The 13,108-nt window shown below is 63.3% G+C and carries 11 protein-coding genes; 5 read left to right on the top strand and 6 right to left on the bottom strand.

The window, feature by feature from the left end; translation table 11 throughout:
- Positions 1-14 precede the first annotated feature (14 nt).
- The 4 genes from V7D69_RS07345 to hisS all read right to left on the bottom strand — a co-directional run bounded on the left by V7D69_RS07345 (position 15) and on the right by hisS (position 4,441).
- Positions 15-893 (bottom strand): DUF4167 domain-containing protein, encoded by an 879-nt coding sequence (locus V7D69_RS07345; RefSeq protein WP_324064037.1) that lies wholly within the window; start codon positions 891-893, stop codon positions 15-17.
- A 241-nt stretch (positions 894-1,134) separates the two neighbouring features.
- Complete coding sequence (gene prmC / locus V7D69_RS07340) at positions 1,135-1,971, bottom strand: peptide chain release factor N(5)-glutamine methyltransferase (protein ID WP_324064036.1); 837 nt, start codon at positions 1,969-1,971, stop codon at positions 1,135-1,137.
- A 36-nt stretch (positions 1,972-2,007) separates the two neighbouring features.
- Positions 2,008-3,075 (bottom strand): peptide chain release factor 1, encoded by a 1,068-nt coding sequence (gene prfA, locus V7D69_RS07335; RefSeq protein ID WP_324064039.1) that lies wholly within the window; start codon positions 3,073-3,075, stop codon positions 2,008-2,010.
- A 127-nt stretch (positions 3,076-3,202) separates the two neighbouring features.
- Entirely contained in the window at positions 3,203-4,441 is a 1,239-nt protein-coding gene (gene hisS / locus V7D69_RS07330; RefSeq protein WP_324064035.1) for a histidine--tRNA ligase, read from the bottom strand.
- Positions 4,442-4,553: 112 nt separating this feature from the next.
- Between hisS and V7D69_RS07325 the strand changes: the two genes are divergently transcribed.
- The 4 genes from V7D69_RS07325 (at position 4,554) to V7D69_RS07310 (ending at position 8,801) form a co-directional block, all read left to right on the top strand.
- Positions 4,554-6,500: a M61 family metallopeptidase gene (locus tag V7D69_RS07325; protein WP_333605449.1), complete on the top strand. Its 1,947-nt coding sequence runs from the start codon at positions 4,554-4,556 to the stop codon at positions 6,498-6,500.
- A gap of 104 nt (positions 6,501-6,604) precedes the next feature.
- Positions 6,605-7,144 carry an inorganic diphosphatase gene (ppa, locus tag V7D69_RS07320; RefSeq protein WP_324064033.1) on the top strand — a complete coding sequence of 180 codons (540 nt, stop codon included), beginning with the start codon at positions 6,605-6,607 and terminating at the stop codon, positions 7,142-7,144.
- Positions 7,145-7,332: 188 nt separating this feature from the next.
- The gene (locus V7D69_RS07315; protein ID WP_324064032.1) at positions 7,333-7,965 is read left to right on the top strand and encodes a DUF1326 domain-containing protein; all 633 of its coding nucleotides are present in this window, start codon (positions 7,333-7,335) and stop codon (positions 7,963-7,965) included.
- Positions 7,965-8,801 (top strand): DUF2182 domain-containing protein, encoded by an 837-nt coding sequence (locus V7D69_RS07310; protein ID WP_324064031.1) that lies wholly within the window; start codon positions 7,965-7,967, stop codon positions 8,799-8,801. The genes V7D69_RS07315 and V7D69_RS07310 overlap by 1 nt, the downstream gene beginning before the upstream one ends.
- A gap of 21 nt (positions 8,802-8,822) precedes the next feature.
- Here V7D69_RS07310 and V7D69_RS07305 read toward each other — a convergent pair whose 3' ends face one another.
- Together V7D69_RS07305 and V7D69_RS07300 are read right to left on the bottom strand one after the other, a co-directional pair.
- Positions 8,823-10,274: an NAD-dependent succinate-semialdehyde dehydrogenase gene (locus V7D69_RS07305; RefSeq protein ID WP_333605448.1), complete on the bottom strand. Its 1,452-nt coding sequence runs from the start codon at positions 10,272-10,274 to the stop codon at positions 8,823-8,825.
- A gap of 100 nt (positions 10,275-10,374) precedes the next feature.
- A complete protein-coding gene (locus tag V7D69_RS07300; RefSeq protein WP_333605447.1) occupies positions 10,375-11,247 on the bottom strand; it encodes a LysR family transcriptional regulator in 873 nt (290 codons plus the stop codon).
- 133 nt (positions 11,248-11,380) lie between these two features.
- Between V7D69_RS07300 and V7D69_RS07295 the strand changes: the two genes are divergently transcribed.
- A complete protein-coding gene (locus tag V7D69_RS07295; protein WP_333605446.1) occupies positions 11,381-12,982 on the top strand; it encodes a carboxyl transferase domain-containing protein in 1,602 nt (533 codons plus the stop codon).
- The last annotated feature ends 126 nt before the right edge of the window (positions 12,983-13,108 follow it).

Raw genomic sequence — 13,108 nt, 5'->3', positions numbered from 1 at the left:
GGTTGTCAGATCATTCAGCCGTTCATGGCCTCAAGCTTGTCATCCGTCCCTTCGGGCGGCGGCGCGGCCTTGCGGGTGCGGCGGCGCTTGGGCTTTTCCTCCGCTGCCGGTTCGGCCGGAACGTCAACCGGCTTCTCCGCAGGCTTTTCAGCGGCCTTCGAGAATGACGGCGGCAATGCGGCCGGATCGAAGCCGCCTTCCGGAACGGCGGCTGCTTCGGCGCTTCCGCTATTGGCAGCCTCGTCACCATCTTCACCATCCTCGCGTGGGCGGCGGCGCGGCTTGCGCTGCTTAAGCCCACGACCGGCGCGGCCATCGCGCACGAAAGGATTTTCCGCGGGTTCGTAGATCGAGCGGTTGCTTTCGGTGGCCTCTTCGTTTCCAGCCTCTTCGCTCACGGCCCCCAGGTTCACGGGCGCCTCAACGGGCTTATCGGCGGGCGCCTGCCCTTGCGTCTCGCGCTCGAAACGCGGAGCGCGATCGTTGCCGCCACGATCGCTTCCACCACGATCGTTTCCACCACGATCGTTTCCGACGCGCTCGTTCATGCCGTTGACGTTTGAGGGCGGGCCCTCGCCGTAGATGTCATCATCGATGCCATAATCGTCGCCGTACTCCTGCGGCCGGTCGTCCCGGCGCTGGTGGCGCGTTTCTTCCTGGCGCTGCCTCTGGTCGGCAATGACACGGAAATAGTGATCGGCGAACTGGAGGTAATATTCCTCCGTCACGCGATCACCGTTCAGGTGCGCGTCGTGAGCGAGCTTCTTGTACTTCTCCAGCAGCTGCGGTGCATTGCCCCGCGCCCGGCTATCAATACGATTGACCTGCTGCCCGCCCTGTTGGCGATTGTTGCCGCGGCCACGCCTGCGGTTGTTACCACGATTGTTATTCAAGGATATATGTCCTTAAAACCCCTGAGCCCGAACCTCCCCGGCCGGACTGCCCGTGTGCGATCAGATCACGGCTGGCCCCCCGGCTTGCCGAGTTTTCCACATCTGCCTTGTCGCTGCGCCCGATACCGCGACCGTTTGCAAATGACGGAGGTGAACCGGGCATGGGAATTTTCATCCATCACCGGTACGGTTCGATCAATAGGCATTCCAGGTCACAATTCCAAGTGAAATATTAAGCAGACTACCTCGACAGCGCAGAAAAAACGATGACTCGAGTCCGTCCCCCCAGATCGTGGTAAAGCGCGGAGTCAAGTCCGGTGACAGCCCCGATAGCCGCCACCGCCTCAGCCTGGCCATAGCCGATCTCAACCATGGCAAGTCCGCCGGGCGCCAACAGGCCGGGCAATTGCGGGATGAGTACGCGGTAATCATCAAGCCCTTCCGGGCCGGCGAAGAGGGCAGTGGCCGGCTCAAAATCGCGGACCGAGGGGGAGAGGGAAGCGTGATCTTCTACATAGGGCGGATTGGCCAGAATGAGGTCGAAAGGACCGCCGAGCGAGTCTGACCAGCCGCTCTCCCGCCAATCCGCCTCGATCATCCGCGCGCGCTGCTGCAGCCCCAGCGCCGCAGCATTGCGCGCCGCCACCGCAAGGGCGCCGGGGGCGCGATCGACGCCGCAGCCGGTTGCTTCCGGCAGGTGGGCCAGGACGGCCAGCAACAGAGCGCCGGAGCCGATTCCGCAGTCCAGCACGCGGCGCGCGCCGGGCAGCCGGGCCAGCGCCGTCTCAACCAGGACTTCCGAATCGCTGCGCGGGATGAGCACCTCGGGCGTGACGGCGAAGGGCAGGCCGAAAAACTCCTGGCAGCCGATGATGTATGCGATCGGTTCGTGAGCGGCGCGGCGTTCCACCAGCGATGCATAGCCATGCGGCGCGGGATCGCGCATGTGGCGCAGCAGAAGTTCCGAGCGCGTAACGCCCAGCGCATGCGCCATCAGCACTTCGGCATCGAGCCGGGCGGTGTCGCTGCCCTCGGCCAGGCGCGCGGCGGCCAAGCGGACGGCCTCTACGACCAGCATGTCCGGTCCTGACGCGGCGGAGAGGTGTTCGCGCGCTCAGTCATCCATCGCGGCCAGGCGCTTGGCTTCGTCTTCGGCGGTCAGCGCGTCGATCAGGTCATCCAGGCCCGGCCCTTCGAGGATCTCCGGCAGGCGGTGCAAGGTCAGGTTGATGCGGTGGTCTGTGACGCGGCCTTGCGGGAAGTTGTACGTGCGGATGCGTTCGGAACGATCGCCGGAGCCGACCATGGCCTTGCGCGCCTCCGCCTCCGCGCCTTGCGCTTCCTCGCGCATCTTTTCGTAAAGGCGGGCGCGCAGAACCTGCATGGCCTTGGCCTTGTTCTTGTGCTGGCTGCGTTCATCCTGGCAGACCACGACCAGACCGGTGGGCAAATGCGTGATGCGCACGGCCGAATCTGTGGTGTTGACGTGCTGGCCGCCCGCCCCGCTGGCGCGATAGATATCGATCTTGAGGTCCTTGTCCTCGATCTGGACATCGACTTCGCTGGGCTCTGGCAGCACCGCCACGGTCGCGGCCGAAGTATGAATGCGCCCGCCGCTTTCCGTCACCGGCACCCGTTGCACGCGGTGGACGCCGCTTTCGAACTTCAGTTTGGCGAAAACGCCGGCGCCCGCGACATTCGCAACCACTTCCTTGAAGCCGCCCAGGTCATTGGCATTGGCCGAGATCATCTCGACCTTCCAGCCCTGCTCGGCGGCATAGCGTTCATACATGCGGTAAAGATCGGCAGCGAACAGGGCGGCTTCATCTCCGCCCGTGCCCGCGCGGATTTCGAGCATGGCCGGGCGGCTGTCCGCCGCGTCGCGCGGCAGCATGGCGATGGCGAGGCGGTGCTCGGCCGCCGGCAATTCCTCCTTGAGGCGGGCGGCTTCCTCAGCCGCCAGGGCGCGCATATCCGGGTCGGGATCGTCAAGCTTCTGGAGCGATTCCAGCTCGCCGCGCATGGACACGACTTCGGACGCGGCCCGTGCCACCGGCTCCAGCTCGGCATAATCGCGGCTGGCTGCGACGAATGCATCGCCTTCGAGCGTGCCCGAGGCCAGGCGCGCTTCAAGCTCCGAGAAACGCACGGCGATTTGTTGGAGGCGGGTGTCCGAGACAATGCTCACAAGCCCCTCCCCTCGATTCGCCGCCCTGACGGAGAGGGGAAGACACGGCCGATACTTCCAATCCTCTTCAAGGTCGGCGCAGAATGGCGTGAATGCAAGCGAAGCGACGGATACATATCTGTCAGCCGACGACCGGGCTGATCTTCGACGGATCGACCTGCCCGGCAATCAACGTGCGGTGTCGAATTTCGACGGCACCGTTGTTGACACTCAACGAGATCGTTTCGGCGGGCTGTGATTTCAGCGCCTTATCGTAGCGTTTTTTCGGGTTCCCCGTAGTGAACAGTTCAACTGACAGTCCCGCTTTGCGAAGCTTCGTGGCAATCTCAACGGCGCTTTCTTCAAACCCACGCGTTTCGACCACCACAGCAACGTCCAGTTGCGGTGACGCCAAGTCCCCCACCAGCATCGCCATCCGCTCGATCCCCGCCGCCCAGCCGACCGCTGGGGTGTGCGGCCCGCCGAGCGCCTCGATCAGCCCGTCATAGCGGCCACCGCCAAGCACCGTGCCCTGCGCGCCCAGCCGGTCGGTCACAAATTCGAAAGCAGTGTGTCGATAATAGTCCAACCCGCGCACAAGGGCCGGGGCACGGACGAAGTCCACCGAGGCAGCCCTGAGCCCTTGTGTCACCGCGCCGAAAAAGTCCTGCGCCTCGCCTGAAAGGAAATCGTCGATCCTGGGCGCGTCGGTCGTGAACGGCTTGTCGCGCGGATCCTTGGAATCGAGGATGCGCAGCGGATTGCGCTCCAGCCGGTCCTGCGAATCCTCGCTGAGCGACGTCCTGTGGTCGCGGAAGTATTCGACCAGCGCCGTGCGCCATGCTTCCCGGCTCGGCGCATCGCCCAGGGTGTTGAGCTGCAGCGTCACTCCGTCCGCAATGCCCAGTTCCTTAAGCAATTGATCGGCCATGACCAGCAGCTCCACATCGGCCATCGGCTCGGCCGCGCCGATTACTTCGGCGTCGATCTGGTGGAACTGGCGATAACGGCCCTTCTGCGGACGTTCATAGCGGAACAGCGGCCCGTGCGTAGCCAGCTTGAGCGGAGCATACTGCTGCCAGCCGTTCGTAAGGTAAGCCCGCGCCATGCCGGCCGTGAACTCCGGCCGCAAGGTAAGGGATTCGCCGCCGCGATCCTCGAAGCTGTACATCTCCTTGGAGACGACATCCGTGGTCTCGCCCAAGGAGCGCGAGAATACCGCCGTCTTCTCGAACACCGGCATTTCGACGCAGCGGAAACGATAGAGCTTGCGCACACGCTCGAACGTCTCGACCACATGCGCGAAAGCTTCGGCCTCGGAGCCGAATATATCCTGGGTTCCGCGGATGGCCTGAGGCGTCTGATTGGGAGTGCTGCTCATGACGCGCGCGCTTAGCCGGAATGCGGCGGCTGGGGAAGTGGCACGGCATTTGCGCAGATGGAAGGATGGGCGAAGGTTGCCAGAAATGGCAACATGATTAAAGTCCTTCGTAATGAAATATCTGCCGGCGCTTGCCCCTCTCGCTGCCCTCGCGGTTCTTTCCCTTTCCGCTCACGCGCAGGACGATCCCTTGCGCACAAGGCCAGCGGCGCCCGCCCTGCCGCCGTCGGTTCCATCTGCCAGGGACGTGGCTTATCCGGGCACGGTTTCGCTGACTATCGACGCCAGTGACACCGAACGCGGCGTCTACCGTGTGACGGAGACTATTCCGGTTTCGGAGGGCGCCCGCGACCTGATCCTGCTGCAGCCCAGTTGGCTGCCCGGCAATCATTCGCCCAGCGGCCCCATTGCGCTGCTGGCGGACATTCACTTTTGGGCCGATGGAAAGGAAATACCCTGGGTGCGTGATACGGTGGCGGTCAATGCCTTCCACCTCGCCTTGCCCGAAGGGACAAAGCAGGTGACCGCCAAGTTCGCTCACACCTCTCCTCTGCAGACGAAGGAGGGCCGCGTGACCATGACGCGGGATATGCTGAACCTGCAGTGGGAGAAGATGAGCCTTTATCCCGCCGGCTACTATGTGCGGCGGTTGACGGTGCAGCCCAGAGTCAAGTTTCCCGCCGGCTGGACGGTGTTCACCGCATTGGACGGGATGTCCAGAGACGGCGACACCAACAGCTGGGCTGCCGTCGATTACGAGCGGCTGGTCGATTCGCCGATCTTCGCGGGCAAATATGCGCGGCGCTGGGATCTGGGGCATGGGGTCTACCTTGATACGCTGGCGGACGAGGCGGACCTGCTGGCGATCACGCCCGAGCACTTGCAGACTTACCGCAATCTCATCTCCGAAGCGCTGACGACCTTCGGGGCACGGCATTTCGATCATTATGATTTCCTGCTGGCCCTGACGGACCACATGGGCGCCATCGGCCTTGAGCATCACCGATCGAGCGAGAACCAGTATCAGCCCAAGTCCTGGACGGACTGGGAGACGATGGACTGGGATCACAATGTCGTCCCTCACGAATTTGTGCATAGCTGGAACGGCAAGTATCGTCGCCCCGCCGATCTGTGGACGCCGGATTACCAGCAACCGATGCAGGACACGCTGCTGTGGGTCTATGAGGGGCAGACGCAGTTCTGGGGCTATGTGCTGGCCGCGCGCTCCGGCGTGCAGAGCAAGGAGACGGTGCTGGGAATGTTCGCCGCTGCGGCCGCCAAATATTCGGAAGGCACGCCGGGGCGCGGATGGCGTTCGGTGGAGGACACCACGAACGCGCCGATCATCGCGCAGCGCAGGCCGTTGCCCTACACATCGCTTTCCCGGAGCGAGGACTACTACGTCGAAGGGGCGCTCACCTGGCTGGAGGCCGACCAGATCATCCGCCAGGGCACTGGCGGCGCGAAGGGGCTGGACGATTTCGCCAAGGCTTTCTTCGGCATGCGTGACGGCGATTGGGGCGAGCTGACTTACGATTTCGACGAAGTCGTCCGCACCCTGAATCAGGTCTATCCTTATGATTGGGCGGCCTTCCTGAAAACGCGACTTTATCTCCCCGGCCAACCGGCGCCGCTCAAGGGGCTGGAGATGGCGGGTTACAAGCTGGTCTGGAAGGAGCGGCCGAACGCCTTCGACAAGGGCGTGACGGACGGCAACAAGTCGCTGGACCTGACCTATTCGCTGGGCTTCACGCTGGATAACGATGGGGACGTGACGTCCACCTTGTGGGACGGGCCCGGATATAATGCCGGGGTCGTCAATGGAACGAAGATCGTGGCGGTCAACGGCCGGGCCTTTACCAAGGATATCCTCAAGGATGCGATCACCATGGCCAAGACGGCGAATGCCGGGCCGATCGCGCTGCTGATCCGCCGCGGCGACCGCTATGAAACGGTGGAGATCGCTTATCACGGCGGGCTCCGCTGGCCCTGGCTGGAAAGCGGCAGTCCCGGCAAGTCCAACGGCCTGGACCGTCTGCTTGCGGCTCGGCGAAAGTAAGTTTCGCATGGGCGAGAAGCCTGTTGCGGTGCAATAAAGCCGACGCTAAGTCGCGTCCCGTTCAACCGGCGTATGCTCGTGAACGTCAGTAAAGAAGGGACACCATGCGCATCGACAAGATTCCCGTCGGCGATAATCCGCCGGAAAGTCTCAACGTCATTATCGAGGTTCCGGTCGGCGGTGAGCCGGTCAAGTATGAGTTCGACAAGGAATCGGGTGCGCTGTTCGTGGACCGCATTTTGCACACGCCTATGCGCTATCCTGCAAATTACGGCTTCGTGCCGCACACCCTCTCGCCTGACGGCGATCCGCTCGACGCGTTGGTGGTTGCGCGCTCTCCGTTCGTTCCCGGCTGCGTTGTGCGGGCCCGTCCGATCGCGGTGCTCAATCTGGAAGACGAGCACGGCGGCGATGAAAAGCTGGTCTGCGTGCCGGTCGATTCGACCTTTCCTTATTATTCGGACGTGAAGGAAAGGGATGACCTGCCTGAGATCGTCTTCAAGCAGATCGAGCACTTCTTCACGCACTACAAGGATCTGGAGAAGGAAAAGTGGGTCCGCATCGGCACCTGGGGCGGCGCGGAAGATGCCCGCCAGATCGTTCTGGAAGCGATCGCGCGCTACAAAGGCGCCGTCGCGGCCTGATCCGGGTGCACTAAAGCCACTCCACCCATGTGGACCGAAGGCCGGCGGCGTAAAGTCGCCGGCCTTTTCGTTCGCGGCCGCGCCGGGGGCAGCCGGAAATCGCGCCAGGTTCCTTCGAATCGTGCTATAACGCGGCTTCCATAAGTCGCGTGGGACGACTCATGCATTGCTCATGGGGAGATGAGGCAATGACATACTGGAAGCTGAAGGGCCGCGAACTGGCCAATTGCAATTGCGAATATGGCTGCAACTGCCAGTTCGCGGGGCTGCCGGACAAAGGATATTGCCAGGCCGTGTTCGGCATGGTCATCGACGAAGGCTTTCATGGCGACACCGACCTTTCCGGCCTGAATATCGCGGGGGTTTTTCGATGGCCCGGCCCTATTCACGAGGGCCATGGCGAGTGCGCCGCCTTCGTGGACGAACGTGCGAACGAAGCGCAGCGCCACGCCCTGCTGACGATCATGACAGGCGGCGATACCGATCCTTTCGCGACCGTCTTCGCGGTGTTCGCCTCCACGATCGAAAAGATGCACGATCCGCTCTTCCTGCCGATCGAGTTCGATATCGATGTGGACGGCCGCAAGGGCAGGCTGCGCATTGACGGGCATGTCGAGATGCATGGCGAACCCATTCGCAGTCCGGTCAACGGCGCGGAAGTTCGCGCAAGGATCAATCTGCCTGACGGCTTCGAATACGAGATCGCTGAAGTCGGCTCCGGACGCAGCCGTTCCTATTTCCCGATGCAATTGGAACATAGCGCCAGCTATGGCCAATTCGCGAATCTGCACCTCGACAGCCACGGGATCGTGCGCGCCTGATGGCGGCGCTGGAGGGGATGCTGGCGCGGCATCGGGCGGTATCCATCGCCATGCTTGCGGTGCTTGCTCTCCTGGCCTGGGTCTGGCTTGCGCTGGGAGCGGGCACGGGTATGGCGCCAGGCCATTTCCTGCCGCCGGTTGTCCCGCATGAGCTTTCCTCCGCAGGAATGACCGCCATGGGCGAGGGCGGTATGCCGCTGACCGCCGGCTGGCACTGGTGGCCTGTTCCCCGGTTTCTCCTTACATTCTCGATGTGGTGGGTGATGATGGTGGCGATGATGCTGCCGTCGGCCACGCCGGTCGTTTTGCTGTACGGACGGGTTGCGCTGACCCAGGGCGCGCCAGGATCGCCGGCGAACGCCAGCTTCCTGTGCGGATATTTGCTTGTCTGGGGGCTGTTCTCATGTGCGGCCGCAGCGATGCAGATGCTGCTTGAACATGCGGGGATGATGGCCGGGATGGGGATGGTTTCGGCAAGCCGCCCGTTCTCGGCGGCGGTGCTGATCGTGGCGGGGCTATACCAGCTCTCTCCGCTTAAGGACGCCTGCCTTCACCAGTGTCGCGATCCGGCACGGTTCCTTGTTCGTCACTATCGGCCGGGAAAATCGGGGGCCTTGCGCATGGGCATTCTTCACGGCGCTTTTTGCGCCGGATGCTGCTGGCTGCTGATGGCGCTGCTCTTCGTAGGCGGGGTGATGAACCTGGTCTGGATCGCCTTTCTCACACTGCTGGTGGCGGCGGAGAAGCTGCTGCCCGGCGGGCGCGCCGTGGCCATGGCCGGCGGACTGGCCTGCTTGACCTGGGGCGGGCTTATCGCCGTGCTCCCCCTCCTCTGAGGGAAGGGGGAGCATCCCCGTTCAGGCCGGCTTGACGCCCATGCACAGGTATTTGACCTCCATGTAATCATCCAGGCCATAGTGCGAACCCTCGCGCCCCAAGCCCGATTGCTTCACGCCGCCGAACGGCGCCACTTCCGTGGAGATCAGGCCGGTGTTGATGCCTACAATGCCCGCTTCCAGAGCTTCAGCCACGCGCCACACACGGCTAATGTCGGTCGCGTAGAAATAGCTGGCCAGGCCGAACTCGGTATGATTGGCCATGCGGATCGCGTCCGCCTCGTCCGCAAAGCGGATCACGCCCGCGAGCGGGCCGAAGGTTTCTTCCCGTGCCAGCTTCATGTCCGGCTTCACCCCTGACACAACGGTCGGATTGAAATAGCTGCCGCCGCGTTCGTTGCGCGATCCGCCGGCCAGCACGGTGGCGCCGCCCTCGATCGCGTCGCGCAAGTGCTCCTCCACCTTCTCGACCGCCTTCTCGTCGATCAGCGGCCCGACTTCCGTACCCGCTTCCATGCCATAGCCGACCTTGATCGTGTTCACCCGTGCCGCCAGCTTGGTCACGAACTCGTTGTAGACGCCGTCCTGCACGTAAAAGCGGTTAGTGCACACGCATGTCTGCCCCCCGTTGCGAAACTTGGAGATCACCGCGCCATCGACGGCCGCGTCAACATCGGCATCGTCGAAGACCAGGAAGGGCGCGTTGCCGCCCAGCTCCATGGAGCACTTCTTGATGGTGTCGGCGCATTCACGCAGCAGATCGCGGCCGATCTCGGTCGATCCGGTGAAAGTCAGCTTCGCCACTTTGGGACTGGAAGTCAGCGCAGAGCCGATCTGCCCGGCGCTTCCGGTCACCACGTTGACCACGCCGGCCGGAATCCCGGCCATTTCGCACAGCCTGGCAATCGCCAATGCCGAATAAGGCGTAGCCGAGGCTGGTTTTATGACGATCGTGCAGCCTGCCGCCAGCGCCGGACCGAGCTTGCGGGTAATCATTGCGTTAGGAAAGTTCCACGGCGTGATCGCGGCGACGACGCCGACGCCCTGCTTGATGACCACGATGCGGCGGTCCGCGGCATGAGCGGGGATCACATCGCCATAAGCGCGCTTGCCCTCTTCGGCGAACCATTCGATGAAGCTGGCGCCATAGGCGATCTCGCCCTTGCCTTCAGCAAACGGCTTGCCCTGTTCACGACTGAGCAGTTCGCCCAGTTCGACCTGATGAGCGATCATCAGGTCGAACAGCTTGCGCATCAGCTTTGCCCGTTCACCGGCGGTCTTGGCGCGCCAGGCCGGAAGCGCGGCTTCGGCCGCATCGATGGCGCGAGCGGTTTCGGCCGCGCCCATCTTCGGCACGGTGCCGAGCACCTGGCCTGAGCCGGGATCCGTCACTTCCAATGTCGCGCCGGAATCGGCATCGCACCATTTGCCGTCAATGTAGCACTGCTGCTTCAGAAAGTCGGTGTAAGCCATTTCGCGCATATCCTCATCTATTCCCGGAAGGGCGGCCTTGCAGTGCCCGCGAATTATGGCCGGGATAGGCAGGACCGGGGACAGTGGCAACCGTTCCTGCTCAAGCCCTGCCGTAGTGCCGACGCACGATCGCGATGAACGGGCTGGCGCGCGCTTGAGAGACCTGCGCGTCACCGGCATGAAGGAGGCCGATCTCACGCGTCAATTCGAAGTCCTTGACCGGCACCAGCCGCACGGAAGGTTCGGCGAAGCATTCGGGCATCATGCCCACGCCGATGCCGCTGCGGGCCACGGCCAGCACCCGCTCGTCACTGGTGGTCTTGAGCACGAAGCGCGGGCGCACGCCGCGCGTTACGAAGAAGCGATTGATCTCAGGCAATGCCTCGCAATGGCGGCGCAGCGCCATGCGATCCCGCGCGAGATGTTCGGCCAGGACTTCGCTTTCGTTCGCCAGGGGATGGTCCCGTGGCAGCACCATCATATAGCGTTCGCGGGCCAGCACTTCGGGATGGAAACGGGAATGATGCGGACGCACCACCGTTAGGGCCAGGTCGATCCGGCCGCGTTCCAGCCGCTCCGTGACGTCGCGCTCGGACCCATCCAGCAATTCCAGCGCCTCTCCCGATCCAAGCGCGCGATGCTCTTCCAGCCAGCTTTCGACCAGGCGGACCGGGATCGTGTTGAGCACGCCGAGGCGCAGCAGGGTCGGGTCAGTCACTTCGCTCAATTCGACCAACGCATGCTCATATTCGGCGGCGATCCGCCGCGCGCGCACCAGGAAACGGCTGCCTGCCGGTGTCAGGGCAACGCCCTGCCGGTCGCGGTCGAACAGGCGCACGCCCAGCTCGCGTTCCAGTTTGGCGATGCCGGCGGAAAGGGTGGGCTGAGTAACGCTCACCCGCTTGGCGGCGCGGCTGAAATTGCCGGTTTCGGCGACAGCCAGAAAATAGCGCAGCAGATATTGGTCTATCATAGACACGGTCTATGACGAACAGCGGAAACTTTCAATTTCCGTTCATCTGACGCTGCGACTAGATAGACGCGGCAAATCGAACTTTAAAAGGGAAGAGGCCGATGCGGAGCGCGGCCGGGAAGGAATAGCAGGCATGAGCGCGCCGGTGCTCCAGACCAACATCAATCTCGACAGTGCCGAGGCCAAGGCGCGCGATGCGCATAATCGCGCACTGGTGAACGACCTGCGCGAAAAGGTTGCGCGAGCCGCGCTGGGCGGCAACGAGAAATCGCGCGAGCGGCACGTGAGCCGTGGCAAGCTGCTGCCGCGCGATCGCGTGGAACGCCTGCTTGATCCCGGCTCTCCGCTGCTCGAACTGGGCCAGCTCGCGGCGAACGGACTTTACGGCGAAAACATTCCCGGTGCCGGTCTCATCACCGCCATTGGCCGCGTTTCGGGACGCCAGTGCATGATCGTGTGCAATGACGCCACCGTGAAGGGCGGCACTTATTATCCGATGACTGTGAAAAAGCACGTTCGCGCGCAGGAGATTGCCGAGGAAAACCGCCTGCCATGTATCTATGTGGTCGATTCGGGCGGGGCGAACCTGCCGCATCAGGCGGAGGTCTTTCCGGACAAGGAGCACTTCGGGCGCATCTTCTTCAATCAGGCGAACATGAGCGCCAAGGGCATTCCGCAGATCGCCTGCGTGATGGGCTCATGCACCGCGGGCGGCGCATACGTGCCGGCGATGAGCGACGAGACAGTGATCGTGAAAGAGCAGGGAACGATCTTCCTGGCCGGTCCGCCGCTGGTGCAGGCTGCGACCGGCGAAGTCATCTCGGCGGAGGATCTGGGGGGCGGCGACCTGCACAGCCGCAAATCCGGCGTGACGGACCACCTCGCTGACAATGACGAGCACGCCCTCAGCATCGTGCGCGATATCGTCAGCCATATCGGCCCCGCACACCAGCACGGACTGCCGATGCAGGAACCGCGCCCGCCCAAGTACGATCCCGAAGAGCTTTACAGCGTGATCCCGGAAGACGTGCGCGCGCCCTATGACGTGCATGAGGTGATCGCGCGGGTGGTGGACGACAGTGAGTTTCACGAGTTCAAGGCGCTTTACGGCACCACGCTGGTCTGCGGCTTTGCGCATATCCACGGGTTGCCGGTGGCTATCCTGGCCAACAACGGCGTGTTGTTTTCCGAAAGCGCGCAGAAGGGCGCGCACTTCATCGAATTGGCCTGCCAGCGCAGAATCCCGCTGCTGTTTCTGCAGAACATCTCCGGCTTCATGGTCGGCGGGAAGTACGAGGCGGAAGGCATCGCCAAGCACGGCGCCAAGCTGGTGACGGCGGTGGCGACTGCCACGGTTCCCAAGATCACCGTGCTGATCGGGGGCAGCTTCGGCGCCGGCAATTACGGCATGTGCGGCCGCGCCTATGATCCGCGCTTCCTTTTCACCTGGCCCAACGCGCGCATCAGCGTGATGGGCGGGGAGCAGGCGGCCTCGGTTCTCGCCACTGTCCACCGCGACGCCGCCAAGTGGACGCCGGAGGAAGCCGAAGCCTTCAAAGCCCCGATCCGGCAGAAGTACGAGAACGAAGGCAACCCCTATTACGCCACCGCGCGCCTGTGGGACGACGGCGTGATTGACCCGGCTCAGACCAGGGACGTGCTCGGCCTGGCGCTGGCGGCCTGTCTCGAAGCGCCGATTCCCGAGACGCCCCGCTTCGGCGTGTTCCGGATGTGAGGAAACCAGGGGAGCAGCTTGTTTCATTCCTCCCCGAGACAAGCTCGGGGAGGGATTTGTTTTGCTAATTTCGCCAGGGAGCGGGAGTTAAAAGATGTTCAAATCCCTCCTCATCGCCAATCGCGG

Source organism: Novosphingobium sp. (genome assembly GCF_036733805.1).
Classification (GTDB): domain Bacteria; phylum Pseudomonadota; class Alphaproteobacteria; order Sphingomonadales; family Sphingomonadaceae; genus Novosphingobium.
The sequence above is the reverse complement of the archived record's forward strand: the minus strand, read 5'-3'. Positions and strand labels throughout refer to the sequence as shown.

Bases quoted from the DNA above. Each gene is read 5' to 3' on its own strand.
- prmC (WP_324064036.1), bottom strand. From the start codon at position 1,971: ATGCTGGTCGTAGAGGCCGTCCGCTTGGCCGCCGCGCGCCTGGCCGAG.
- hisS (WP_324064035.1), bottom strand. From the start codon at position 4,441: ATGAGCAGCACTCCCAATCAGACGCCTCAGGCCATCCGCGGAACCCAG.
- V7D69_RS07325 (WP_333605449.1), top strand. From the start codon at position 4,554: ATGAAATATCTGCCGGCGCTTGCCCCTCTCGCTGCCCTCGCGGTTCTT.
- ppa (WP_324064033.1), top strand. From the start codon at position 6,605: ATGCGCATCGACAAGATTCCCGTCGGCGATAATCCGCCGGAAAGTCTC.
- V7D69_RS07315 (WP_324064032.1), top strand. From the start codon at position 7,333: ATGACATACTGGAAGCTGAAGGGCCGCGAACTGGCCAATTGCAATTGC.
- V7D69_RS07310 (WP_324064031.1), top strand. From the start codon at position 7,965: ATGGCGGCGCTGGAGGGGATGCTGGCGCGGCATCGGGCGGTATCCATC.
- V7D69_RS07305 (WP_333605448.1), bottom strand. From the start codon at position 10,274: ATGGCTTACACCGACTTTCTGAAGCAGCAGTGCTACATTGACGGCAAA.
- V7D69_RS07300 (WP_333605447.1), bottom strand. From the start codon at position 11,247: ATGATAGACCAATATCTGCTGCGCTATTTTCTGGCTGTCGCCGAAACC.
- V7D69_RS07295 (WP_333605446.1), top strand. From the start codon at position 11,381: ATGAGCGCGCCGGTGCTCCAGACCAACATCAATCTCGACAGTGCCGAG.